Genomic DNA, 23,067 nt, shown 5'->3' on the forward strand with positions numbered 1-23,067 from the left:
CGCCGGAGGCCGGGCCCACCACGACGGTGGGACCCGGCCTCCGGCGTGTCCGGTCCCGTCGTCGGCCGGACGCGACACGTCCGGACGGACCCCTCGACGGACCCGTGCGTCCGCGCCGCCGACGCGCCACACTGAGCGCCATGACCACACCCACGATGGTGCAGCGGCTCGGTGCGGAGCTGCTCGGCACGTTCTGGCTCGTGTTCGGCGGCTGCGGGTCGGCCGTCTTCGCCGCGGCCTACCTCGCGCCCAACGTCGTCGCCGGCCAGAGCGTGCAGCTCGGCATCGGCTTCGTCGGCGTCGCGCTCGCGTTCGGCCTCACCGTCATGACGATGGCCTACGCCGTCGGCCACGTCTCGGGGGCGCACTTCAACCCGGCCGTCACCATCGGCGTCGCCGTCGCCCGGCGCTTCGAGTGGCGCGACGTGCCGGCCTACGTCGTCACCCAGGTCGTCGGCGGCCTGCTCGGCGGCCTCGCCGTCTGGGGCATCGCCCGGGGCAAGGACGGCTTCGGCGCCGAGGGGAACCTCGCCGCCAACGGCTTCGGTGAGCACTCCCCCGGCGGCTACTCGCTCGTCGCGGTGTTCGTCGCCGAGGCGCTGCTCACCGCCGTCTTCGTCTACGTCATCCTCGGCGCGACGGACTCGCGCGCCCCCGAGGGCTTCGCGCCCATTGCGATCGGCTTGGCGCTCACCCTGATCCACCTGGTCTCGATCCCGATCTCCAACACCTCGGTCAACCCGGCCCGCTCCACCGGCGTCGCGTTCTTCAACGGTGCGGGTGCGCCCGGCCAGCTGTGGGTCTTCTGGCTGGCGCCGATCTTCGGGGCGGCCATCGCCGGCGCGACCTTCCACCTCATCACCGGTGTCGACCGCCGCGACCGCGACATCTCCGGCGAGATCGAGGCCGAGGACGTCCGCGTCGCCGACGGCGTCGACCCCGACGCACCCCGCTGACCGAGCCGGCCACCTTTCACCCGCACCCCCTCCCCGGGCGGGTGGGAGTGGCCAACCCCACCCGGCCGTGCCTGTGGGCGTCGGGCGCCGCGCTGATAGCGTCGAACCGACATCCAGACTCGCTCGTCCGAAGGGGTTACATCCGTGAGCACCACGCCCGTCAAGGTGGCCGTCACCGGCGCCGCCGGCCAGATCGGCTACAGCCTCCTGTTCCGCATCGCGAGCGGTGCGCTGCTCGGGCCGGACACGCCCGTCGAGCTGCGCCTGCTCGAGATCACCCCGGCCCTCAAGGCGCTCGAGGGCGTCGTCATGGAGCTCGATGACTGCGCCTTCCCGACCCTCGCGAAGGTCGAGATCGGCGACGACGCGACGAAGGTCTTCGACGGCGTCAACCACGCCCTCCTCGTCGGTGCCCGCCCGCGCGGCCCGGGCATGGAGCGCGGCGACCTGCTGGAGGCCAACGGCGGCATCTTCGCCCCGCAGGGCAAGGCCCTCAACGAGGTCGCGGCCGACGACATCCGCATCACCGTGACCGGCAACCCGGCCAACACCAACGCCCTCATCGCGATGAGCAACGCCCCCGACATCCCCACCGAGCGCTTCTCGGCGCTGACCCGCCTCGACCACAACCGCGCCATCTCGCAGCTGTCCGCGAAGCTCGGCGTGCCGGTCACCGAGATCAGGAAGATGACGATCTGGGGCAACCACTCGGCGACCCAGTACCCCGACCTCTTCCACGCCGAGGTCGGCGGCCGCAACGCCGCCGAGGCCGTGGGCGACCAGGACTGGCTCGAGAACACCTTCATCCCGACGGTCGCCAAGCGCGGCGCCGCCATCATCGACGCCCGCGGCGCCTCCTCGGCGGCCTCCGCCGCGTCGGCGACCATCGACCACGCCCGCACCTGGGTCGAGGGCACGCCCGACGGTGACTGGGTGTCGATGGCCGTCCGCTCCGACGGATCCTACGGCGTGCAGGAGGGCATCATCTCCTCCTTCCCCGTCACCGTCTCCGGCGGTCGCTGGGAGATCGTCCAGGGCCTCGAGATCGACGAGTTCTCGCGCGGGCGCATCGACGCCTCGGTCGCCGAGCTCGTCGGTGAGCGCGACGCCGTCAAGGAGCTCGGCCTCATCTGACCCGGCCTCCCCGGCGGCTCACCCCGTCGAGTGAACAGAACACGCCGTGCGGCCCTCGGGCTGCACGGCGTGTTCTGTTCGCTCGACGGGTGTCACGGGGACATCGACAAGAACAAGAAGGCCGCGAGCAGCGTCAGGTGCACCGTGCCCTGCAGCCGCGTCGCGCGACCCGGCACGACGGTCAGCACCGCCGCGATCATCGTGATCGAGAGCAGGACGATCTGCGTCGGCCCGAGCCCGAGGTGCAGGGGCGTCGGCACCCAGATGGACGCCACCGCGAGGGTCGGGATGGTCAGGCCGATGGACGCCATCGCCGACCCCATCGCGAGGTTGAGCGAGACCTGGATGCGCTCGCGCCGCGCCGCGTTGGCCGCCGCGATCGTCTCCGGCAGGAGCACGAGCAGCGCGATGACGACACCGACGAACGACACCGGCAGCCCGGCGGCGAGGACCGCCGACTCGATGGCCGGCGACTCGATCTTCGCGAGGCCGACGACCCCGACGAGCGAGAGCAGCAGGAGGACCAGCGAGACGCTCGCCTCGCGGTTCGTCGGCGGGTCGGCGTGGTCCTCCGAGTCCTCCTCCGTCACCGGCTTGCCCTGCTTGGTGACGGGAAGGAAGAAGTCGCGGTGGCGGACGGTCTGGGTGACGACGAACGCCGCGTAGAGGCTGAGCGAGGCGACGGCGGCGAAGACCAGCTGCGGGCCGGTGAACTCCGGGCCGGGCTGGCCGGTCGTGAAGGTCGGCAGCACGAGGCAGGTGGCCGCGAGGGCCGCGACCGTCGCCAGCGCCCCGCCGGTCCCCTCGGCGTTGAAGCGCGCGAAGCCGAAGCGGCGCGCCCCCAGCAGCAGCGAGAGGCCCATGATGCCGTTGACGGTGATCATCACCGCCGCGAAGACCGTGTCGCGCGCGAGCGTCGCGGCCTCGTCGCCGCCGCTGAGCATGAGCGTGACGATGAGCGAAACCTCGATGACGGTCACCGCGACCGCGAGGACGAGCGAGCCGAACGGCTCCCCGACCCGGTGCGCGACCACCTCCGCGTGGTGGACGGCGGCGAGCACGGCGAGGGCGAGGAGGATCGCGACGAGGACGACGACGAGCGTGCCGATGTCGCGGCCCCAGGTCAGGGCCAGGGCGACGAGCGCGACGACGGGGGCGGCCGTCCACGTCCTCGCGGCCATCGGGTGCGTTCCGGCGACGGCCACCTCAGCCACCCCCGGGGTGCAGTCCGGCGGCACGCTCGGCGGCCTCGACGACGTTGGAGAGGAGCATCGCGCGGGTCATCGGCCCGACCCCGCCGGGGTTCGGGCTGACGAAGCCCGCGACGTCCCACACGTCGTCGGCGACGTCGCCGGCGACCCGGCCCTTGCCGGTCTCCTCGTCGACGATCCGCGAGACGCCGACGTCGAGCACGGCCGCACCGGGCTTGACCATCTCGGCCGTGACGATGCCGGGCACGCCGGCCGCGGCGATGACGATGTCGGCCTGGCGCACCTCGGCCGCGAGGTCGCGGGTGCCGGTGTGGCACAGGGTGACGGTGGCGTTCTCGGAACGCCGCGTGAGGATGAGCCCGAGCGGTCGGCCGACGGTCAGGCCGCGGCCCACGACGACGACCTTCGCGCCGGCGATGGGCACGTCGTAGCGGCGGAGGAGCTCGATGCAGCCGACCGGCGTGCAGGGCAGCGGCGCCGGCTCGCCGAGCACGAGCCACCCGAGGTTCGTCGGGTGCAGCCCGTCGACGTCCTTGGCCGGGTCGACCGCCGACAGGATCGCGTTCTCGTCCAGGCCGGTCGGCTGCTGGACGATGAAGCCGGTGCACGCCGGGTCGGCGTTGAGCTCGCGGACGACCGCGAGCACGTCGTCGAGTGAGGAGGTCGCCGGCAGGTCGCGGCGGATCGAGTGGATCCCGATCTCGGCGCAGTCCCGGTGCTTGGCGCCGACGTACCACTGGCTGCCGGGGTCCTCCCCGACGAGGACGGTGCCCAGCCCGGGCACGACCCCGCGTTCCGCGAGCGCGGCCACGCGGGCGCGCAGCTCGTCCTTGATCGTCGCGAGGATGGCCTTGCCGTCGAGTGTCGTGGCGCTCACCCGCCCATCCTCCCATCGACGCGACGGGGGTGGGGACGCCGTCCGGTCCACGCCGGGAACGGGAGCACCGGTGGGGCGGCCCCTCTGCTACGCCGCCCCACCGGCACCCGTGGCCGGTCCTTCTCTGCCAGGAGCCGGTCACGACGAGCTGTTCGGAACGGTCCGGGGGTCCGGATGGGTCCGGTCGCGCACGACCTCCGTCGGCGACCGCACGCCACTCGTCCGGCCGTGCGGCTAGCGTGGTCGGGGTGGCGGTCTACCGGGTCAACGACGAGGCGGTGGAGCACGTGCGGGCGCGCATCGCGGCCCACCAGTATGTGCTCGACAGCGACTGGGGTGCGGTCCAGCCGGACGCCGCCGCGCAGAACGCCTTCCTCGAGCGCCACTCCTGGCCGGAGTACGCCGCGTGGCACCTCGGGCTGACCGAGGGCGCCACCGACGGCACGAAGGCGCGCTACGCCTTCGTCGCCGGGGACTTCCGCCGCGTGCACCGCAGCGCCCTCATCGCCTGCGTGTACCGGGCCTCGGAGTGGCGCCACAAGGAGGTGGAGCTGGCCGCGCACGACCTGCTCCAGCTCCTCGACTCGACGAGCGGCTGACTGAGGCCGGCACGGCGGCCGGTCAGCGGGGGACGGCCTCCGCGAGCGCCTCGACGGCCTGCGTGAAGCACTGCTCGGGCGGGGTGACGAGACCGGCGCCGACCTGTCCGGTGCCCGCGACGCGGCCGGCCATCCCCGTGTTGATCTGGGGCAGCTCGCCGGTGCGGACGACCTTGGTGACGTCGATGCCGACCGGCGTCCCGCGGAAGCCGAGCACCGGCACCTGGTAGACCGGGTGCTCGCCGACGGTCACCTCGTACATCCGGCGGGTCGCGGCGAGAGCGAACGGCACGTCGCCGCCGACGAACCGGACGATGGCCGGCGCCGCGGCCATCGCGAAGCCGCCGATGCCGCCGGTCTCGGTGATCGCCGAGTCGCCGATGTCGGGGTTGGCGTCCTCGGGTCCGTAGTCGCCGAGGAAGAGCCCCTGCGGCGTGTTCGCCGGGCCGGTGAACCAGCGGTCGCCGGTGCCCGAGACGCGGATGCCGAAGTCGGTGCCGTTGCGCGCCATCGTCGTGACGACGCTCGACCCGGGGATGCCCTCGGCGGCGAGGGTCGCCAGCTTGCAGGCGGGCATCCCGAGGTTGAGGAAGAAGTGCTCGTTCGCCCCCGAGAAGCGCACGGCCTCGGCGACGTCGGCCGACGACGCGTCGGCGGTGATCATCCCGGGCAGCAGCTCGCGCAGGAGCATGAGCGAGCCGGCGCGGTTGCGGTTGTGGCCCTCGTCGCCCATCTGAAGCATCTGCGCGACGATGGCCCGGATGTCGATGGGGCCGGTGCTGCGGACGGCCTGGCGCAGGATCGGGCCGAGGACGTCGCCCATCCAGCGCAGGCGCTCGACGACCTCGGCGCCGTACGCGCCGTAGCGCAGCACCTTGCCCAGGCCCTCGTTGAGCGAGCACCACGAGGTGTTGTCGTGCACCTCGTCGCGCAGGACGTAGGTCCACATCGACGGGCTGACGACGCCGGCCATCGGCCCGACCGCGCCGCGGTGGTGGCAGGGCTCGAGCTCGAACTCGCCTGCCGCGAGGCGCTGCTCGGCGTCCTCGGCGGTCTCGGCGAGACCCTCGAGGAGCACCGCGCCGATGAGGGCGCCGCGCAGCGGCCCGGACGCGCGCTCCCACGTGATGGGCGGGCCGGCGTGGAGGAAGGTACCGCGCTCGAGGCCGAGGGCCTCCGAGGCGGGGGCGACGTCGACGAGGGTGGCCTCGGCCGCGGTCATCCGGGCCAGGGCGGTGGCGTTCGCCTCCTCGCGGCGCGGGTCGGCCATGACCCGGGCGAGGGCGTCCTCGGTGCCGGGCATCGGCGGGTGCCAGCCGGCGTCGGTGACCGGGACGGCCTGGTCGCGCAGCGCGTCGGCGAAGAGGGCGACGCCGGAGGTCGCGACGACGGGGTCGGCAGCGAGCAGGCCGCGGAGCGGGGCGGTCATCGGGCACCTCCGAGCAGGGAGACGGCGTGCCGGGTGGCCGCCGCGTTGGACAGGAAGACGGACGCGCCGGCCGCGGCGAGCGCCTCGGCGCAGCGGCTGCGACCCTGGGGGTCGGCGTCGGTCCCGTTGAGGGAGAGGACGACCGGCAGCGCTCGGCCGTCGGCGTGCGCGGTGTCGCGGGCGGCGCGGACGGCGTCGGCGAGCTCGCCGGCGGGGTCGGGATGGGCGCCGTGCCCGAGGACGAGGTCGAGCAGGAGGACGCCGCAGGTCGGGTCGGCGGCCTCGGCGGCGATCCGCTCCATCCGCAGGGTCGGGTCGATCATCGGGTGGGCGCGGCCGCGGGTCAGCTCGTCGGCGCCGAAGTCGACGACGACGTGCCCGGTGCCCGTGAGGTCGGCGCCCAGCGCCGGCTCGTGGCCGAGGTTGGACGTGATCGGGCCGAGGGTCTCGGTGGCGACCAGCAGCGACTCCTCGGCCAGGGTCCCGCCGCAGAAGAGGCCGCGCAGGGCCGCACCGACGGTGAGGCCGGCGTCCTCGGGGGTGGCGGTCGTCGCGGGCCAGGTCGGCACGGTGACGCCCTCCGCGGCGAGCGCCTGCTCGACGGCGGCGGTGAGGTCGGGGCGGCCGGCGCCGAGGGTCGCCCAGTGCACGCGCAGGCCGAGGTCGGCCGCCTCCGCCCGGACGGTCTCGAGCACGGCGTCGTCCGGGGGCTTGGAGACGACGAGGACCCACTCGGTCGACGCGTCGTCGGCGAGCGCCCGCAGCGCCTGCCGCGTGGAGCGACCGCCGACGGCGGCCTTGAGGTCGCGACCGCCGACGCCGAGGCAGTGGCTGACGCCCACCTCCGCGGCCTCCAGGAGGCACATCGCCTGCTGCGCACCGGTGCCCGACGCGGCGACGATGCCGACCGGGCCCTGGCGCACGACGTTGGCGAACCCCAGCGCGACCCCGCCGACGAGCGCGGTGCCGCAGTCCGGCCCCATGACGAGGACGTCGGCGGCGGCCGCGGCGTCCTTGAGGGCGACCTCGTCCTCGACGGACACGTTGTCGGAGAACAGCATCACCGAGGCCCCGGCGGCGATGGCGTCGTAGGTCTCGGTGACGGCGTGCGCGCCGGGGACCGAGACCACGGCGAGGCCGGCGCCGGCCCGACGGATGGCCGAGCCGAGCGTGGCCGGCGGGACCTCGTCGGCCGCGCCGGTGTCGGACGAGGTGGCGGAGAGGGCGCGCAGGGCGTCCTCGACGGCGGCGAGGCCGCTCTCGACGCCGGCCTCGTCGTCCGCGCGGACGGCGACGACCATGTCGTTGGGCCCGGCGTCGGTCGGCACCTCGAAGCCCATCTGGCGCAGGACGTCGACGTTGAGCTCGGTGGCCATCGCGACCTGGGCCGCCTGCACCCCCGGGGCGCCGGCGACGCTGCGGGAGACCTGCATGAGGCTCACCGAGTCGTGGTAGGCCCCTCGACGGAGCTCGACGTGGACGGTCATGCGGCGATCCTTCCGGTGGGTGCCAGGACGGCGAGGGTGGCGGCGAGCCCGGTGACGACGTCGCGGCCGGAGGTGTGCCCCACCGCGAGGACGGCGGGCAGATGGGTGGTGACGCCGGCGGCGTCGGCGCGGGCGACGGCGCAGACGAGCGCGACGACGTCCGGCGTGGCCCAGCCGTCGACGGCGCCCTCGAGGAGGGCCGCCGAGACCGCCGTGGTCGCGGTGAGCCGCCCACGGACGGCGGCGGCGAGCGCGTCGGAGGGGACGCCCGCGGCCCGGTGCAGGAGCAGTGCGCCGGCGAGGGCGTCGTCCCCGCTCGGGGTGAGCCCCGGCCCACGGCCGACGAGGGCGCGGACGGCGACCTCCGGCTCGGCATCGGAGACGGCGCCCGCGGTGCCGGCGACGAGCCATCCCGGAGCCTCCACGGTGGCGGCGGCCAGCAGCGCGGCCACGCGGCCGTCGTCGAGGCCGAGGTGCCCCGTCGGCACGCGCGCCGGACGCCAGGTGCGCCGCGCGACGACCGTGGCCGCGGGCAGGCGCACCCTCCCCTCGCCGACGACGACCGCGTCCCCCGGGGCGAGGGCGGCGACGTGCACGGGCTCGGCGACCCGCAGGGCCGACGGGAGGGCGACGGCGTCCGGGCCGAGCACCGGGAGGACGCGCCCGTCCAGCCGCAGGTAGACGCCGACGCGGCCGGCAGCGAGCACCTCGGCGCGTCGGGGCGGACCGTGGACGAGGTCGGCGGTCAGCGGCGAGACCGCACCGGCCAGCACGCGGGGCTCGGCGGTGGGGTCCGGGATGGGCATACCGAGACGCTAGTGACGCCGCTAGAGTGCCCGGATGGTCAGAGTTGCCAACGATGGGCCCGATCGCGCACAGACCTTGCCAGCCGTCCCGCCGGAGCAGAGCGCGGACCCGGTCGAGCTCGCGGCCCTCGTCGAGCACCAGCGGGCCCTGCTCGCCCGCGAGGACGAGGTGCACCGTGTCCTCGTCCACGTCGTGCTCGACGGCGGGGGGCTGGCGCAGGTCGCCGAGGCCGTCGCCGGGTTCTTCGGCGGCGCGGCGACCGTGACGACGACCGACGGCCGCCTGCTGTCGCAGGCTGGCTCGCTCGAGGGCGTCGACGACGTGACCGACCTCGCCTGCTTCGACCGCACCGGGCGCCTGCTCGTCGAGGACGAGCCCGTCGGCTGGCGCGACCCCGACCGCGGCGCCGACCCGACCCGTGCCTTCGTCCGCATCGTCGCGGGCTCGTCCGACCTCGGGATGCTGGGCGCGTACTCCCCCGGTCCGGCCCTGTCCCGCACCGACGTCCACATGCTCGAGCGGGCGGCGACCGTGGCGGCGCTGGCCATCACGAAGGAGCAGGCGGTCGCCGCGGTCGAGGGCAAGTACCGCGCGGAGTTCCTGCGCGACGCCCTCGCCGGGCGCGCCGGCGACCCCGCCGACGTCGCCTCGCACGCGGCGTCGCTCGGGTGGCGGGTCGACCGGCCGCTCGTCGTCGTCGCCGCCGAGACCGACGAGGACGACTCGGCGACGACCCGCAGCGCCGAGGAGGTGCGGGGCCTGCAGGACCGGTTCGTCCGGGCATGGACCCAGGCGGTGCGCTCGCGCGACACCTCCGTGGCGGTCGCGGGGTTCAGCCAGGAGGTCGTCGTGCTCCTGCCGGTCGACGAGGACGCCGACACCGAGGCCGTTCTGCGACCCGTGGCAGAGCTCGCGCGGGTCGTCCGTGGCGACGGCGGCGGCGGGAGGCGCACCTTCACCACCGGTGTCTCGCGGCTCGTCACCTCGCCGGCCGACCTGCCCCGCGCCTACGACGAGGCGCTGACCGCGGTGCACGTCGGGCGCCAGGTGCACGGCGACTCCGGGCTCGCGCACTTCGACGAGCTCGGCATCTACCGCCTGCTCGCGCTCGTCCCCGACTCGGCCGACCTGCGGCGCTTCGTCACCGAGAGCCTCGGCGAGCTCGCGACCGACGACGTCCCCGAGAACGCCGACCTGCGCAACACCCTGTCGGTGCTCATCGACACCAACCTCAACGTCGCCGAGACCGCGCGCCGGCTGTTCTTCCACTACAACACGCTGCGCTACCGCATCGCCAAGCTCGAGCGGATGCTCGGCCCGTTCACGACCGACCCCCAGCTGCGCCTCACGCTCGCGCTCGCGCTGCGCGTCCACCGCATGAAGGGCCTCTGACAGCCAGACGCTGCCATTGGGACATCGATGGGCCGCAGCGGGCCGCGCAGCCTCGGCGGGTGTTCAGCAAGCTCATGTGACCGAGTCGAGAAGTCGCCCACGCAGGTCGACGAGCGCCAGCTTCCCCCCGTCACGGTGATGACACGTGTTCAACGGAAAAGACTGGCCAACAGCGCGATTGGACGACTTTGCTCTTGCGGTTCGAACAGGCTTTCGATAGGATGAGGCCATCGCAGCAAGGGGGTGCTCATGGTCGACCCGACACAGGTCGCAACGGCTGTGCGCGCCGCCCGCGAGCTCCTTGCCGAGGCCGACCCAGCGGCTCCGGTCGGTGGTTCGCTCGTCGACTGCGCCTCCCTCGTCGGTGAGCTGCAGGCCCTCGTCAACGTCGCGACGGCCTTGCAGGACAGCGCGATCGTCGCCCTGGCTGCCGTGGAGACGGACGTGGCCGAGGACGGCACGCTCGTCGAGCGCCGTCATGCGCCGGGGCACATCGCCCTCGACGCGCCGGCGATCGTCTCCGGCGTCCTGTGCCTCTCGTCCGTCGCCGCCGAGCGTCGGGTCCGCGACGCCGTGCGGCGCGCGGCCGACGGTCCGGACGGGACCGGCACCCACACCGGGCTCGGCGGGCTGCACGACGCGATGGCCGCCGGCCGGCTCGACGCCTTCCGCGCCCAGGTCGTCGCCCACGAGCTCGAGGAGGTGCCCACCGACGTGGCCGCGACGGTGGTCACGACCATCGACGAGCACCTCGACCGCGAGGCCGCGCCGGCGCTGCGCCGGCGGGTCCGGCGCGCCCTTGCCGGCATCTCGCCGGACCTTCTGCGGCAGCGCGCGATCCGTGCCCGCTCGGAGTCCTCCCTGCAACGGTGGGTCGACGAGCCGGGCGTCGACACCTGGCACGGCACCTTCCCGTCCGAAGAGGCCTGCGCGGCGTGGGCGGCCATCGACCGGCTCGCCCAGCAGTACGTGGCCGACGGGGTCTGCGACAGGGTCGACCGCGCCCGCGCCAAGGCCCTGACCGACCTCGTCATCGGGCAGGCCACGATCGACGTCCGGGTCGTCGTCGCCACCCCGGACGGGTCCACCGCTGTCGCCGAACGGAACTCGGTGGCGCCGCTCGCCACCGTCTCGGACGCCGACCTCGTCGAGGTCACCGGCCTGCGCCCCGGCGACCCGGTCCTCGTCCCCCGCGGATGGCTGGCCTCGGCCCTCGGGCGCAGCAGCGGCAGCGACGCTGCCGACGCGACGCCCCTCCTCCGCTGCGACCCGACCACCGGCGCGCCCGTCGATCCCGAGGACACCCTCGCCACCGCGGCCTACCGACCCGGCGCCCGGTTGGCAGCCTTCGTCCGCGACCGCGACCAGCACTGCCGCTTCCCCGGCTGCCACGTCGCCGCCCGGTTCTGCGACCTCGATCACGTCGTCCCGTTCCCCACCGGGCCCACCAGCGCCTCGAACCTCGTCTGCCTGTGCCGTCGGCACCACCGCACCAAGCAACGCCCAGGCTGGCGGGCCGTCCTCCACCCCGACGCCACGATGACCTGGACCGACCCCACCGGCCGGGTCCGGACCACCCATCCGCCCGACCGCCTTGGCCTCACCGTGCTGCCCGACACCGGGACCGATGCCAGTCCCCCGCCCCGCGGCATGCCGCGGCTCGTCCTGCCCGACGGCCCCCACTCGGCCGTCGAGCACCAGCTCGAGCACGAGCACCGCGCCCCGGCCTGCCGCGTCCACGTCGTCCGCCCGCCGGTCCCGATGACCTGCGCGCTCCGCCCGCACCCTCGATCGCGCCGAGCAGGCACCTCCCGGGCCACCGACCCACCCCCCTTCTGACACGACGCACCGTGGACCGTCGGCAGCTCCGGCGTGGCCACGTCCGCCGTTCAGTGACGGCTGGTGAACCGCAGGTAGTAGCCGTCCGGGTCGCTCAGGCGGAAGTCCCGCAGGCCCCACGGCCTGTCCTGCAGGTCCTCGGCGAGTGGGAGGCCGGCACCGACGACCCGGTCCCGGACCTCACGGATGTCGTCGACGTCGATGACGATCTCGGCACCGGTCGGGACCGCTCGAAGGACCGGGTCGACGGCCGCCGCCTCGGCGGCACCGATCCGCGCGCGCCCCATCCGGAAGGCCGCGTACCGCGGCCGCCCGTCCCGACCGGCCAGTCGTCCCGAAGCCCAGCCGTTCGTAGAACCAGACGGTCTCGTCCAGGTCGGCCACGAAGATCTCGACCCTCAGCGACGCATCCACGGTCCCCGTCCTCGCCGTCGCCGATGCCGCGCGCGCAGCCCGCGGGCCTCCGAACCCACAGAGATCATCAGGCGTCGCGCAGGGCGGCCTCGAAGCCGTCCGGGTCGGCGACCGTGAACGTGGCGCCGGGGTGCCGGATGGTCCCGGTCGGGTCGATCGCCGGGACCGGCCGGTGGAACGAGACGCAGACTCCCCGCGAGCTGTTCGTGGCGAAGGTGACGCCCCGGTCCGTGAACGACAGGTGCGGCGGACCGGCGGTCTTGGCGAACGCGTAGCCGCCCGACTGCTCCACCCCCGCCACGTTGGCGAGCGAGGTGTCGAGGGTCCACCACGAGAACCGCGCCCGCAGCCGCCCGTCGCCCACCTCGACCCACGTCGTCGCCGGCAGCACGCCGAACGGCAGCCCGGCGATCCGGTAGCGGGGGTCGAACGCGAAGTCGAAGCGGCGGGACGTCATCCGTCGACGCTACGGGCGCCAGCCGGGCCGCGGGGCGGGGTGAGCTCCTCGGTCTCGCGCGCGACGGAGTCCCAGTGCCGCGCGGCGTCGAACACCACCTCGCCCGGCCCGTCGCCGAGCAGCGCGAGCGCCTCCCCCACCTGGGATGCCGACAGCCGCCGGCCGAGCGTCACGTGCGGGACCCACCGGCCCGGCTCGACGAGCGGCGACGACACCGGGGCCAGGAGACCCCCGAGCGCGGACTGCACCCCGAGCAGCCCGGCGGTCACCACGACCAGACGGGCCAGCACGAACGGCCCCCGCCCGAAGACGACCGGCGCCCCCAGCCGCGTGGGCAGCGGCAGGTCAGCGAGCGCACCGGCCACCGCCTCGCGCCCGGGCCGGCCCTCGCTCGTCACGAGCGTGACGTGCGGGCGGTTGGACGCCCCGCGGTGCTGCGCCTGGCTCGGCGGCCCCACGTCGGCGAGGGCGCCCCACTCGGCGACGACGGCCGCGTCGCCGGCGTCGTCGAGGAGGAGCTCCACGGAGTGCACCCGGCCATCCTCGCCCGCCCGACACGCCGCTGGACACGCGCGCGTCACACGACCGACCCGGGCGTGTGACACCACGACCGCACCGACAGCAGGTTGCCAACCGAAGCGGCATCCGGCTGTCAAAGATTGCTGAGGGTGTCCTCCCACACCGGTCACTAGGTTCCCGGTATCACAAACCCTGTGAGCGGCGTCACCGACGCGGCCCCGGCGAAAGAGGTCACCGCATGTCCCTCGGTCTCGGATGGAAGGTCAAGGGCGACGGCGCGTCGCTCGGCCCCGGTGAGGTCGTCGCCCCCGACGAACGCCTCTCGTGGGGTCGCACCATCGGGCTCGGCGCCCAGCACGTCGTCGCGATGTTCGGCGCGACGTTCGTCTTCCCGCTGGTCATGGGGTTGAACCCCCAGCTGGCCATCATGATGAGCGGCATCGCGACCATCGCGTTCCTCCTCATCGTCTCGGGCAAGGTCCCGAGCTACCTCGGCACCTCCGCCTCGTTCGTCGGCGGCGTCGCGGCCGTGCGCGCCCAGGGCGGCGACTCGGCCGAGGTCACCGGTGCGATCCTCGTCGCCGGCCTCGTCCTCGCCGCGGTCGGCGTCGCGATCCACTTCCTCGGCTCGCGCGTCCTCCACGAGGTGCTGCCCCCGGTCGTCACCGGCGCGGTCGTCATGCTCATCGGCTTCAACCTCGCCCCCGTGGTCGCCGGCATCTACTGGCCGCAGGACCAGTGGGTCGGCTTCCTCACGATGCTCTTCACGATCGTCGTCGCCGTCGCCTTCAAGGGCTTCATCGGCCGCGTCGCGATCTTCCTCGCGCTGATCTTCGGCACGCTCCTCTCGTGGGTCCTCGACAACACGGTCGGCCAGATCACCTCCGTGCTCGGCGGCGCCACCGAGGCGACGACCCACCTGCGCTGGGACACCTCGGGCGTCGGTGACGCCGCCTGGTTCGGCTTCCCGAGCCAGACGATGGTCGCCGCGGACGGCAAGGAGGTCGTCGGGTGGCACCTGCCGAGCTTCTCCGCCACCGCGATCCTGCTCGTCCTGCCCGCCGTCATCGCCCTCATCGCCGAGAACACCGGCCACGTCAAGGCCGTCGCCGAGATGACCGGCGCCAACCTCGACCCGGTCATGGGCCGCGCCATCGCCGCCGACGGCATCGGCACGGTCATCGCGACCTCGGTCGGCGGCTCGCCGACGACCACCTACGCCGAGAACATCGGCGTCATGGCCGCGACCCGCGTCTACTCGACGGCCGCGTACTACGTCGCCGCGATCGTCGCGCTCCTCTTCGGCCTCTCGCCGAAGTTCGGCGCCCTCGTCGCGTCGGTCCCGGGCGGCGTGCTCGGCGGCATCACCGTCGTCCTCTACGGGATGATCGGCCTTCTCGGCGCGAAGATCTGGAAGGAGAACGGGGTCGACTTCGGCAACCCGATCAACCTCGTCCCGGTCGCCGCGGGCATCATCATCGGCATCGGCAACGTCGAGCTCAAGGTGACCGACGACTTCTCGCTCGGCGGCATCGCGCTCGGCACCATCGTCACGGTCGCCGGCTGGCACCTGGCCCGGGCGCTCGCCCCGGCCGAGCTGCGCAAGGACGCCGAGGGCACGCTCGTCGCGGTCGGCGACCACGTCTACGGCGACAGCGACGGCATCGACGACCTCTACCAGGACGGCTACCCCGGCGGCCGCGGCTCCCGCGACCCCGGGCGCGACAGCCGCCCCTGACCGACCACGTGCGCCCCGCCCGGGCACCGCACCGGGCGGGGCGCACTGCTTTTCCCGGACGACCCGCACACCCCACCCCACCCACCGGCCCCGCCCCTACCGCGGCGCCCACCCGAGAGGCAGGATCGACCAGGTGAAGCCCGCCCCCTTCGTCCACCACGCACCCCGCACGCTCGAGGAGGCGGTCGCCGTCCTCGGCGACGTCGGGCACGACGGCAAGGTGCTCGCGGGCGGCCAGAGCCTCATCCCCCTGCTCTCGATGCGCCTCGCCTCGCCGGCCCACCTCGTCGACGTCAACGGCGTGGCCGGGCTCGACACCGTCGAGGTCGCCGACACCCATGTGCGCGTCGGCGCCCTCGTCCGGCACGCCGGGCTCGAGCGGCACGAGGGCGCGGCCGCCGCGCTCCCCCTCCTGCGCCAGGCGGTGCGCAACGTCGCCCACCCGGCCATCCGCACCCGCGGCACGACCGTCGGCTCGATCGCCCACGCCGACCCCTCCGGCGAGATGCCCGCCGTCACCGTCCTCACCGACGGCGTCGTCGAGGCCGCCGGGCCGCGCGGCCGGCGCGAGATCGCCGCCGCCGACTTCTTCACCGGACCGCTCGAGACCACCCTCGCCGAGGACGAGCTCGTCGTCGCCGTGCGCTTCGGCCGGCTGCCCGCCGGCACGCGGACGGGCTTCGTCGAGTCGGCCCGCCGCTCCGGTGACTACGCCCTCGCCGGCGTCGCCCTCGCGGTCGGGCTCGACGGCGAGGTAGTCACCTCGGCGCGCGCCTCGTTCGTCTCGGTCACCCCGGTGCCCGACGTGCTCGACCTCGGCCCGGCCCTCGCCGGCCGGTCGGCCCGCGACCTCCCCCTCGACGACGTGGTCGAGCTCGTCCGCTCCCACGTCGACCCCGAGTCCGACATCCACGCCCCCGCCGACTACCGGCGGATGCTCGCCGCCGAGCTCACCCGGCGGGTCCTGACCACGACGACCACCCCGACGGAGGGAGCGGCATGACGGACGCCGCCACGGAGCAGAAGCTCGACATCACCCTGACGGTCAACGGCGTCCGCCGGACGGCGAGCGCGCCCGCGCGCCGCCTGCTGTCGGACTTCCTGCGCCACGACCTCGGCCTCACCGGCACGCACGTCGGCTGCGAGCACGGGGTGTGCGGTGCCTGCACCGTGCTCCTCGACGGCGAGCCGGCCCGCGCGTGCCTCGTCTTCGCGGTCACCGCGCAGGCGCACGAGATCACCACGGTCGAGGGCATCGGCAACGACCCGGCGAACCTCAGCCCGGTGCAGCAGGCCTTCGCCGAGTGCCACGCGCTCCAGTGCGGCTTCTGCACACCGGGTTTCGTCACCACGATCACCGCCTACCTGGACGAGAACCCGCGGCCGACCCCGGAGGAGGCGCGGGAGGCCATCTCGGGCAACCTCTGCCGGTGCACCGGCTACCAGAACATCGTCAAGGCGGTCGTGCGCGCCTCCGAGATCGTCCGCGAGCGCGAGGAGGAGACCCGATGACCACCCGCCAGGTCGGCGAGCCGGTCCAGCGGCGCGAGGACCCGCGGCTGCTCACCGGCAACGGCCGCTACCTCGACGACCTCGGGCTGGGCGCCCTGCAGGCCGCCTTCGTCCGCAGCCCGCACGCGCACGCCCGCATCGTCGACATCGACATCGACGACGCCTGGGAGCTCGACGGCGTCGAGGCCGTCTACACGTGGGAGGACCTCGACGGCCGCGTCGGCGAGCCGCTGCCCGTCCTCATCCCCCACCCCGCGCTGACCCACCCGCGCACCGGCTACTGCCTCGCCAAGAGCGAGGTCAACCACGTCGGCGAGGCCGTCGTCATGGTCGTCGCCCGCGACCGCTACGTCGCCGAGGACGCCTGCGGGCGCATCCAGGTCACGTACGAGACGCTCAAGCCGGTCGTCGGGCTCGAGAACGCCCGCGCCGCAGAACGACTCGTGCACGACGACGCCCCGGGCAACGTCGCGGCCAACCTGCTCCAGGAGGTCGGTGACGTCGACACCGCGATGGCGGCGGCCCCCAACACGCTGACCCTCGAGCTCGAGATCGAGCGCAGCGCCTGCATGCCGATGGAGGGCAAGGGCGTCTACGCCCGCTGGGACGCCGACGACGCGTCGCTGCGCCTCTACTCCTCGACGCAGACGAGCACCGGGGTGCGCGCGGCCGTCGCGGCCAAGCTCGAGATGCCGCTGGCCAAGGTCGAGGTCGTCACCCCCGACGTCGGCGGCGGCTTCGGTGTCAAGATCATGCACCCGTGGCCCGAGGAGGTCCTCGTGCCGTGGGCGGCACGCCGGCTCGGCCGCGACGTCAAGTGGACCGAGGACCGCCGCGAGCACTTCGTCTCGAGCGCGCACGAGCGCGGGCAGCTCCAGGAGGTCACCGTCGGCTTCGACGACGACGGCCGCCTGCTCGCCCTCGACGTCCGGTTCTGGCACGACAACGGCGCGTACACGCCCTACGGGATCATCGTCCCGATCATCACGGCGACCCAGCTGCTCGGCCCGTACAAGCCCGGCGCCTACCGCGTCGAGTTCTGGTCGCTCTACACGAACACCGTTCTCGTGACGCCGTATCGCGGCGCCGGCCGCCCCCAGGGCTGCTACGCGATGGAGCGGACGATGGACGCCATCGCCGCGCACCTCGGCCTGGACCGCACCGAGGTCCGCAGCCGCAACTTCATCCAGCCGGACGAGATGCCGTACGACCACGGCCTGATGTTCCAGGACGGCCGCCCGCTCAAGTACGACTCGGGTGACTTCCCCGCGTCGCTGGCCAAGCTCAAGGACCTCGTCGGCTGGGACGACTTCGCCGCCTACCGCGAGCAGGCCGCGCGCGAGGGCCGCAAGGTCGGGCTCGGCATCGGCTGCTACGTCGAGGGCACCGGGGTCGGCCCCTACGAGGGCGGCCACGTGCAGGTCGAGACCAACGGGCGCGTCAACGTCGCGACCGGCCTGACCACGCAGGGCCAGGGCCACCAGACGGTGCTCGCGCAGATCGTCGCCGACCAGCTCGGGGTGCGCCTCGAGGACGTGCACGTCACCACCGGTGACACCCGGCGGATGGCGTACGCGGTCGGCACCTTCGCCTCGCGCGGCGCGGTGATGTCCGGCAACGCCGTCGCCCTCGCGGCGAAGGTGGTGCGCGACAAGGCCCTCCGCATCGCGGCGGACGCGCTCGAGGTCTCCCCCGACGACCTCGAGATCACCGACGGCGTCATCTCGGTCAAGGGCGCGCCCGGCACGAGCATCGACCTCAAGACCATCGCGGTGATGTCCAACCCGCTGCGCTACGCGTTCGACACGGCAGCCCAGGCGGCCACCCAGTTCTCGGGCGCGTTCGACCCCGACAAGCCGCCGGTCGCCGACGACGACGAGCCCGGGCTCGAGGGGCAGGACTTCTACTCGCCGACCCAGGCGACGTTCGCGAACGGGATGCACGCGGCGGTCGTCGAGACCGACCCCGTGACGGCCGAGATCCGCATCCTGCGCTACTGCGTCATCCACGACTGCGGCGTCATGGTCAACCCGATGATCGTCGAGGGCCAGGTCCATGGCGGTGTCGCGCAGGGCGTCGGCGGCGCGCTCTACGAGCGGATGGTCTACGACGAGGGCGGCCAGCTGCTCAACGCCTCGTTCATGGACTTCCTCGTGCCCTACGCCTCCGAGGTCCCGCACGTCGAGACCGATCACCTCGAGACCCCCTCGCCCCTCAACCCGTTGGGGCTCAAGGGAGCCGGTGAGGCCGGGACCATCCCGGTCACCGCTGTCATCGCCTCGGCCGTCGAGGACGCCGAGGGCTTCCCCATCCGTTCCATGCCGATCAGCCCCGCCGAGCTGTGGGAGCTGCGCCGGCAGCACTCGTCCGTCCCCGCCGCCCTGGAAGGTGCGTCATGAAGATCTCCGGTTCGTCCACCCTCGAGTCCCCCGTCGAGCAGGTCTGGGCCGCCATCCTCGACCCCGCCGTCCTCGCCCGCTGCATCCCCGGCTGCGAGGCCCTGCGCACCGTCGGCGAGGACCGCTACGCGATGACGGTCACCGCGGGCGTCGCGGCCATCAAGGGCACCTACCAGGGCGAGGTCGCGCTGACCGACATGGAGAAGCCCTCGGCGCTCACGTTGCGCGCCAACGGGTCCGGGGCACCCGGCACCATCGACGCGGACGTGCGCGTCACGCTGTCGCCGGCGGCCAACGGCGGCACCGACCTCTCCTACGACGCCGATGCGACCGTCGGCGGCACGATCGGCGGCGTCGGCCAGCGGATGCTCGCCGGCGTCACGAAGAAGATGGCCGGCCAGTTCTTCAGCGCTCTCGACGCCGACATCGCCGGCGACGGCCCGGCCACCCCCGTCATCGCGCCGCCCGGTGCGTCCGCCGACGCCGTCGCGGTGCCGAGCGAGGCGCCGGTGGGCACCACCTTCGTCGGGAAGGCGGCCTCCGCCCCCGGCTCCGGCGGCGCGGGTGGCGCCGCGTCGGCGCGCGACCTCGTCCTCGCCGGCGTCGCGGGGGCGGTCGTCGCCCTCGTCGGCGTCGCACTCGGCGCCCGGATCGGGCGGGCCCGCTGATGCGCGCCTTCACCGCCGCCGCCGTCCAGGTCGCGCCCGTCGCGGCCCCGCTGACCGCCGAGACCGTCACCGCCAACATCGACCGCTGCATCGAGTACACGCGCCGCTGCGTCGAGGCGACCGGCGCCGAGCTCGTCGTCCTCCCCGAGTCCTGCACGACCGGGTTCACCCCCGGCTGCCCGACCGAGGAGCTGTGGGAGCTCGTCTCCGAGCTGCCCGGCCCCATCACCCAGCGGCTGACCGACCTCGCCGCCGAGCTCGGCATCCACCTCGTCTTCGGCACCTACGAGCGCGGCCCGAGCCCCGACGTCGTCTACAACGCGTCGGTGCTCGTCGACCCCAGCGGCGAGGTCCGGGGCATCTACCGCAAGACGCACCCGTTCTGCTCCGAGTCGGTCTCCGGCGGCGGCTGGGTGACCCCCGGCGACACGGTGACCGTCGTCGACACCGAGCTCGGCCGGATCGGGATGATCATCTGCTTCGACGGCGACTACCCGGAGCTCTCCCGCATCCAGGCGGTCCAGGGCGCCGAGGTCATCGCCCGCCCGTCGGCGCTGCTGCGCTCGGCGGACGTCTGGGAGCTGACCTCGCGGGCCCGGGCGTACGACAACCACGTCTACGTCATCGGGGCCAACGCCACCGGCACCGACGCCGCGGGCGTGCACTACTTCGGCAACAGCCACGTCGTGACGCCGATCGGGCACATCGCCGCCAAGGCCGCCTCGCACGAGGGCTGGGTGTCCGCGCGGCTCGACCCGGCCGAGGCGCTGGCCTCGCTGACCCCCGGCTCGAACATCGGGCAGGGCTTCGACCACCTGCGCGACCGCAACCTCGACCTCATCCGCAACCACCGCGCGGACCTCGAGGCCCCGGCGAAGACCTCCTTCCCGCATGCGTGAGCGGTGCCGGGTCCGCACCCTCGACCGGACCCGGCACCCCCCGTCGGCGTGTCGCGGACGGATCCGGGGGACACTGGGGTCGTGACCTCACGACGCCCGAGCGGCCCCACGACCTACTCCGCGCGCAGCCCGTTCGTCCAGGCGGTGGAGTCCCCGGTCGAGACCTTCGCCGTCGGTGACCGGGTCACGCACGACCGCTACGGGCTCGGCAAGGTCATCGTCCTCGAGTCCGCGGCCGTCCTCGTCGACTTCGGCGCCCAGCGCGCCCGGGTCACGAGCCCCTTCACCCGCCTCACGAAGATCTGAGACCCGCGGCGCCGCTCCACGGCACCCGGTAGGGTCGCCGGACACGACGGCGCGCACCGGCTGCGTCGCGCTCCCGGGGCGGGAAGGACACGACGGATGCAGGTCACGATGCTCGTCATCGGAGGGGTCGGCCTGCTCCTGCTCGTCGTCTCGCTCGTCGTCGGCGACCTCGTCGACGGCTTCCTCGACGGCATCGGCCCCGACTTCCTGTCGGGCCTCGCGGTGGCGGGCTTCCTCGCGGCCTTCGGGTTCGTCGGCGCCCTCGCCCTCGACGCCGGCGCGCCGAGCGGCGTGGCCATCGGCGCCGGGGTGCTGGCGGGCGTCGCCGCCGGTGGAGGTGCCGGATGGGCCAGCAGCCGCCTCATGCGCGGCGGTGACGAGGCGACCGTGCGCACGGCCGGCCTTGTCGGGCTGACCGGCACGGTCGTCGAGCCCGTCCCGGCCGAGGGCTACGGGATGGTCAGCGTCGTCGCCGCGGGTCACATCACCCGCCTCAACGCCCGCGCCGCCGAGCCGCTCCCGAGCGGCGCGGCCATCGTCGTCACGGGGGTCCTCAGCCCCACCGCCGTCACCGTCGCCCGCCGGACGGACTGACCGGCACCCCGCACCCACGCGTCGGCCGGAACCGGGGGGCCGTCCGCCGCGTCCATGTCGTCACCCCACAGACCTGGGTGCCGAGTGCGCCCGGAAAGGCCAGGCACCCATGTTCGGGCTAGACGTCTCGACCGGGCTCATCGCGGTTCTCGGGCTCGTCCTCCTCGTCGTCCTCAGCGGCCTCGTCGTCGCGTCGCGCTACCGCGTGGCGGGGCCGAACGAGGCCTTCATCGTCACCGGGCGCAAGGGCAAGGAGGTGCGCAACCCCGAGACCGGCGAGATCTCGACCGACCTCTCGGGGCAGAAGGTCGTCATGGGCGGCGGCATCTTCGTCATCCCCTTCGTCCAGCGGCTGCACATCCTCGACCTCTCGAGCCGCCGCATCATGGTCCAGATCCGCGGGGCGGTGTCGGGCCAGGGCGTCAAGCTCAACCTCGACGGCGTCGCGATCGTCAAGGTCGGCGGCAACGAGGACTCCATCCGCGCGGCGGCGCAGCGCTTCCTCTCGCAGCAGGGCGAGGTCGAGACCTTCACCCAGGAGACGCTCGCCGGTTCGCTGCGCTCGATCGTCGGCTCGCTGACCGTCGAGCAGATCATCCGCGACCGTGCCGCCTTCGCGCAGCGCGTCGCCGACGAGGCCGAGTCGTCGCTGACCGGCCAGGGCCTGGTCCTCGACACCTTCCAGATCCAGGACATCACCGACGACGGCACCTACCTCTCCGACCTCGGGCGCCCGGAGTCGGCCAAGGTCGGCCAGCTCGCCGCGATCGCCGAGGCCAACGCCCGGCAGGCGGCCGAGCAGGCGCGCATCGTCGCGGAGCAGGAGATCGCGATCAGCCAGCGGCAGCTCGCGCTCAAGCAGGCCGAGATCAAGGCCGAGACCGACGCCGCGCAGGCGCAGGCCGCCGCGGCGGGTCCGCTCGCGCAGGCCGACCGCGACCAGGCCATCCTCACCGAGCAGGAGAAGGTCGCCGTGCGGCAGGCCGCGCTCAAGGAGCGCCAGCTCGACACCGAGGTCCGCAAGCCGGCGGACGCCGAGCGCTACCGCGTCGAGCAGGAGGCCGAGGCCTCGCGCAACGCCGCGATCGCCGAGGCCGAGGCCCGCAAGGCCGCGAGCATCGCCGCCGCTCAGGCCGACGCCGAGAAGGCGCGCCTCACCGGTGAGTCCGAGAAGGCCCGCCGCACGGCGCTCGCCGACGCCGAGGCCATCGAGGGCTCGCGCCGTGGTGAGGCCGACAAGGCGCTGCGTGTCGCGCAGGCCGAGGCCACGCGCGCGGAGGGCGAGGCGCAGGCGTCGGCCATCCTCGCGACCGGTCAGGCCGAGGCCGAGGCGATGAACAAGCGCGCCGACGCGTTCGCCCGGTACAACGAGGCGGCGGTGCTCCAGATGCTCGTCGAGGTGCTGCCGCAGGTGGCCCGCGAGGTCGCGGCCCCGATGGCGGCCATCGACAAGCTGACCGTCGTCTCGACCGACGGCGCCGCCGCGCTGCCGAAGCAGGTGACGGACAACCTGACGCAGACGATGGCGATGCTCGAGAACACGACGGGCGTGGACCTGCAGGCGCTGCTCCAGCGCTTCACGGCGTCGGCGGCGTCGGGAGCGTCGGCGGCGACCGACGGCGAGGTCGTGCGCGCCACGTCGTCCCCGACCGCCTGACCCCTCCGCGACCTCGACTTTTCGGGGTCACCCCGAGAAGTCCACGAGACCCCGGCTACGAGCCGGGGTCTCGTGGACGTTCCGGGGTGTCGTGACCGGGCGGCCGGTGCGACCTCGCCGTGCCGCGGTCCGGTCGCCTCGCCGGGGTGCCATGGCACGGCGGCACGGCGAGG

At 74.0% G+C, this 23,067-nt stretch carries 22 protein-coding genes; 14 read left to right on the forward strand and 8 right to left on the reverse strand.

The window, feature by feature from the left end; genetic code table 11:
- Positions 1-140: 140 nt before the first annotated feature.
- Both aqpZ and IG69_RS0113690 read left to right on the forward strand, forming a co-directional pair.
- Entirely contained in the window at positions 141-956 is an 816-nt protein-coding gene (gene aqpZ / locus IG69_RS0113685) for an aquaporin Z (protein ID WP_030528731.1), read from the forward strand.
- Positions 957-1,100: 144 nt separating this feature from the next.
- Positions 1,101-2,090, forward strand: coding sequence for a malate dehydrogenase (locus IG69_RS0113690; protein WP_030528732.1), 990 nt, complete (start codon positions 1,101-1,103; stop codon positions 2,088-2,090).
- A 92-nt stretch (positions 2,091-2,182) separates the two neighbouring features.
- On the opposite strand, the gene IG69_RS0113695 is transcribed toward IG69_RS0113690, so the two are convergent.
- Together IG69_RS0113695 and IG69_RS0113700 are read right to left on the reverse strand one after the other, a co-directional pair.
- A complete protein-coding gene (locus IG69_RS0113695) occupies positions 2,183-3,271 on the reverse strand; it encodes a calcium:cation antiporter (protein ID WP_030528733.1) in 1,089 nt (362 codons plus the stop codon).
- A gap of 25 nt (positions 3,272-3,296) precedes the next feature.
- Positions 3,297-4,178, reverse strand: a complete 882-nt coding sequence (locus tag IG69_RS0113700) for a bifunctional methylenetetrahydrofolate dehydrogenase/methenyltetrahydrofolate cyclohydrolase (RefSeq protein WP_030528734.1) — start codon at positions 4,176-4,178, stop codon at positions 3,297-3,299.
- 248 nt (positions 4,179-4,426) lie between these two features.
- On the opposite strand from IG69_RS0113700, the gene IG69_RS0113705 reads away from it, so the two are divergent.
- On the forward strand, positions 4,427-4,777 hold the full coding sequence (locus tag IG69_RS0113705) for a hypothetical protein (protein ID WP_030528735.1): 351 nt from the start codon (positions 4,427-4,429) through the stop codon (positions 4,775-4,777).
- Between the two features lie 22 nt (positions 4,778-4,799).
- Here the strand turns inward: IG69_RS0113705 and IG69_RS0113710 are convergent, their stop codons facing one another.
- Genes IG69_RS0113710 through IG69_RS0113720 form a run of 3 tightly spaced genes read right to left on the reverse strand, consistent with a single transcriptional unit; the run spans position 4,800 to position 8,499 of the window.
- A complete protein-coding gene (locus IG69_RS0113710; protein WP_030528736.1) occupies positions 4,800-6,206 on the reverse strand; it encodes a YlbE family protein in 1,407 nt (468 codons plus the stop codon).
- On the reverse strand, positions 6,203-7,693 hold the full coding sequence (locus IG69_RS0113715; protein WP_030528737.1) for an AllF/FdrA family protein: 1,491 nt from the start codon (positions 7,691-7,693) through the stop codon (positions 6,203-6,205). Before IG69_RS0113715 ends, IG69_RS0113710 begins: the two co-directional genes overlap by 4 nt.
- On the reverse strand, positions 7,690-8,499 hold the full coding sequence (locus IG69_RS0113720) for an oxamate carbamoyltransferase subunit AllH family protein (RefSeq protein WP_051750573.1): 810 nt from the start codon (positions 8,497-8,499) through the stop codon (positions 7,690-7,692). The genes IG69_RS0113715 and IG69_RS0113720 overlap by 4 nt, the downstream gene beginning before the upstream one ends.
- Positions 8,500-8,575: 76 nt before the next feature.
- On the opposite strand from IG69_RS0113720, the gene IG69_RS0113725 reads away from it, so the two are divergent.
- Entirely contained in the window at positions 8,576-9,892 is a 1,317-nt protein-coding gene (locus IG69_RS0113725) for a PucR family transcriptional regulator (protein WP_245616154.1), read from the forward strand.
- A gap of 249 nt (positions 9,893-10,141) precedes the next feature.
- Positions 10,142-11,731: an HNH endonuclease signature motif containing protein gene (locus tag IG69_RS0113730; protein ID WP_157577590.1), complete on the forward strand. Its 1,590-nt coding sequence runs from the start codon at positions 10,142-10,144 to the stop codon at positions 11,729-11,731.
- A gap of 50 nt (positions 11,732-11,781) precedes the next feature.
- Here IG69_RS0113730 and IG69_RS20350 read toward each other — a convergent pair whose 3' ends face one another.
- The 3 genes from IG69_RS20350 to IG69_RS0113745 form a co-directional block, all read right to left on the reverse strand.
- On the reverse strand, positions 11,782-12,060 hold the full coding sequence (locus IG69_RS20350) for a VOC family protein (protein ID WP_281174742.1): 279 nt from the start codon (positions 12,058-12,060) through the stop codon (positions 11,782-11,784).
- A 152-nt stretch (positions 12,061-12,212) separates the two neighbouring features.
- Positions 12,213-12,602 (reverse strand): hypothetical protein, encoded by a 390-nt coding sequence (locus tag IG69_RS0113740; protein ID WP_036830167.1) that lies wholly within the window; start codon positions 12,600-12,602, stop codon positions 12,213-12,215.
- The gene (locus IG69_RS0113745) at positions 12,599-13,135 is read right to left on the reverse strand and encodes a 2'-5' RNA ligase family protein (RefSeq protein ID WP_030528742.1); all 537 of its coding nucleotides are present in this window, start codon (positions 13,133-13,135) and stop codon (positions 12,599-12,601) included. The genes IG69_RS0113740 and IG69_RS0113745 overlap by 4 nt, the downstream gene beginning before the upstream one ends.
- A 224-nt stretch (positions 13,136-13,359) precedes the next feature.
- Here IG69_RS0113745 and IG69_RS0113750 point away from each other — a divergent pair, with 224 nt between their 5' ends.
- The 9 genes from IG69_RS0113750 (at position 13,360) to IG69_RS0113790 (ending at position 22,894) form a co-directional block, all read left to right on the forward strand.
- On the forward strand, positions 13,360-14,859 hold the full coding sequence (locus tag IG69_RS0113750; protein WP_036830169.1) for a uracil-xanthine permease family protein: 1,500 nt from the start codon (positions 13,360-13,362) through the stop codon (positions 14,857-14,859).
- 133 nt (positions 14,860-14,992) lie between these two features.
- Positions 14,993-15,862 carry an FAD binding domain-containing protein gene (locus tag IG69_RS0113755; RefSeq protein WP_030528744.1) on the forward strand — a complete coding sequence of 290 codons (870 nt, stop codon included), beginning with the start codon at positions 14,993-14,995 and terminating at the stop codon, positions 15,860-15,862.
- Positions 15,859-16,371: a (2Fe-2S)-binding protein gene (locus IG69_RS0113760; RefSeq protein ID WP_030528745.1), complete on the forward strand. Its 513-nt coding sequence runs from the start codon at positions 15,859-15,861 to the stop codon at positions 16,369-16,371. Before IG69_RS0113755 ends, IG69_RS0113760 begins: the two co-directional genes overlap by 4 nt.
- Positions 16,368-18,770, forward strand: coding sequence for an aerobic carbon-monoxide dehydrogenase large subunit (gene cutA / locus IG69_RS0113765; RefSeq protein ID WP_030528746.1), 2,403 nt, complete (start codon positions 16,368-16,370; stop codon positions 18,768-18,770). Before IG69_RS0113760 ends, cutA begins: the two co-directional genes overlap by 4 nt.
- Positions 18,767-19,438, forward strand: a complete 672-nt coding sequence (locus IG69_RS0113770; RefSeq protein ID WP_030528747.1) for an SRPBCC family protein — start codon at positions 18,767-18,769, stop codon at positions 19,436-19,438. The genes cutA and IG69_RS0113770 overlap by 4 nt, the downstream gene beginning before the upstream one ends.
- Positions 19,438-20,337: a carbon-nitrogen hydrolase family protein gene (locus IG69_RS0113775; RefSeq protein ID WP_030528748.1), complete on the forward strand. Its 900-nt coding sequence runs from the start codon at positions 19,438-19,440 to the stop codon at positions 20,335-20,337. Before IG69_RS0113770 ends, IG69_RS0113775 begins: the two co-directional genes overlap by 1 nt.
- 81 nt (positions 20,338-20,418) lie before the next feature.
- Entirely contained in the window at positions 20,419-20,643 is a 225-nt protein-coding gene (locus tag IG69_RS20355) for a hypothetical protein (RefSeq protein ID WP_036830171.1), read from the forward strand.
- Between the two features lie 96 nt (positions 20,644-20,739).
- Positions 20,740-21,237 (forward strand): hypothetical protein, encoded by a 498-nt coding sequence (locus IG69_RS0113785; protein ID WP_051750574.1) that lies wholly within the window; start codon positions 20,740-20,742, stop codon positions 21,235-21,237.
- A 109-nt stretch (positions 21,238-21,346) separates the two neighbouring features.
- Positions 21,347-22,894 carry a flotillin family protein gene (locus tag IG69_RS0113790; protein WP_036830174.1) on the forward strand — a complete coding sequence of 516 codons (1,548 nt, stop codon included), beginning with the start codon at positions 21,347-21,349 and terminating at the stop codon, positions 22,892-22,894.
- The last annotated feature ends 173 nt before the right edge of the window (positions 22,895-23,067 follow it).

Source organism: Phycicoccus jejuensis (assembly GCF_000720925.1).
Taxonomy (GTDB): domain Bacteria; phylum Actinomycetota; class Actinomycetes; order Actinomycetales; family Dermatophilaceae; genus Phycicoccus; species Phycicoccus jejuensis.

Bases quoted from the DNA above. Each gene is read 5' to 3' on its own strand.
- aqpZ (WP_030528731.1), top strand. From the start codon at position 141: ATGACCACACCCACGATGGTGCAGCGGCTCGGTGCGGAGCTGCTCGGC.
- IG69_RS0113695 (WP_030528733.1), bottom strand. From the start codon at position 3,271: ATGGCCGCGAGGACGTGGACGGCCGCCCCCGTCGTCGCGCTCGTCGCC.
- IG69_RS0113710 (WP_030528736.1), bottom strand. From the start codon at position 6,206: ATGACCGCCCCGCTCCGCGGCCTGCTCGCTGCCGACCCCGTCGTCGCG.
- IG69_RS0113715 (WP_030528737.1), bottom strand. From the start codon at position 7,693: ATGACCGTCCACGTCGAGCTCCGTCGAGGGGCCTACCACGACTCGGTG.
- IG69_RS0113720 (WP_051750573.1), bottom strand. From the start codon at position 8,499: ATGCCCATCCCGGACCCCACCGCCGAGCCCCGCGTGCTGGCCGGTGCG.
- IG69_RS0113730 (WP_157577590.1), top strand. From the start codon at position 10,142: ATGGTCGACCCGACACAGGTCGCAACGGCTGTGCGCGCCGCCCGCGAG.
- IG69_RS0113740 (WP_036830167.1), bottom strand. From the start codon at position 12,602: ATGACGTCCCGCCGCTTCGACTTCGCGTTCGACCCCCGCTACCGGATC.
- IG69_RS0113750 (WP_036830169.1), top strand. From the start codon at position 13,360: ATGTCCCTCGGTCTCGGATGGAAGGTCAAGGGCGACGGCGCGTCGCTC.
- IG69_RS0113760 (WP_030528745.1), top strand. From the start codon at position 15,859: ATGACGGACGCCGCCACGGAGCAGAAGCTCGACATCACCCTGACGGTC.
- cutA (WP_030528746.1), top strand. From the start codon at position 16,368: ATGACCACCCGCCAGGTCGGCGAGCCGGTCCAGCGGCGCGAGGACCCG.
- IG69_RS0113770 (WP_030528747.1), top strand. From the start codon at position 18,767: ATGAAGATCTCCGGTTCGTCCACCCTCGAGTCCCCCGTCGAGCAGGTC.
- IG69_RS0113775 (WP_030528748.1), top strand. From the start codon at position 19,438: ATGCGCGCCTTCACCGCCGCCGCCGTCCAGGTCGCGCCCGTCGCGGCC.
- IG69_RS0113785 (WP_051750574.1), top strand. From the start codon at position 20,740: ATGCAGGTCACGATGCTCGTCATCGGAGGGGTCGGCCTGCTCCTGCTC.
- IG69_RS0113790 (WP_036830174.1), top strand. From the start codon at position 21,347: ATGTTCGGGCTAGACGTCTCGACCGGGCTCATCGCGGTTCTCGGGCTC.